The 571-nt window shown below is 84.2% G+C and carries 1 pseudogene; it reads left to right on the plus strand.

Annotated features, from left to right (window positions below):
- Nucleotides 1-571 (plus strand): annotated as a pseudogene (locus KUM32_RS33170) (hypothetical protein); the annotation flags it as partial.

Consider the following 571-nt stretch of genomic DNA (forward strand, 5'->3'; position numbering starts at 1 on the left):
CCCCGGTCCAGCGCGCCACCGCCCCGGCCGCCACCCCCGCGACGCCACCCGCGTCACTCACGCCGCCCTCCTTCGCCGCGCCCACTCCCCTGCCGGCACCGCCCCGGCCGGCCGCCCCCGCGCTCGCCGTCGCACCGACCCTCGCGGCGCCCCTCGGTCCGACGCCGACGGCGCCCCTGCCCACCTCCGGCGGCGGCCTCACCCCCTTCGCCGTGCAGCGCACCCCCGGCGGCGCCCCCGCGTCCCCCGCCGCCGTGCAGCGCACGGCCGCCGCCCGCCCCGGGCCCGCCAAGGCCGTGCCCCTGCGCCGGCCCGCGTCCCCGGGCGCCACCGCTGCCGGAAGCCCGCTACCGGTGGCCACCCTCACGCCGCCCCCGCCGACGCAGCCCGGCCCGCTCCCCCCCGTCCACGCCCCGACGGCGCCGGCGGGGTCAGCCGCGGACACCACCTCCGCGGCCCCGGTCCAGCGCGTGTTCGGCCGTACCACCGGCGCCCTGGCCGCTGCGGCGGCGTCCACCGTGGCCTCGACCCTCAGCCGCCTGCGGCCCCACTCGGCCGAGCACACCCCGGC

The sequence above is a fragment of the Streptomyces sp. AC627_RSS907 genome (genome assembly GCF_019049165.1).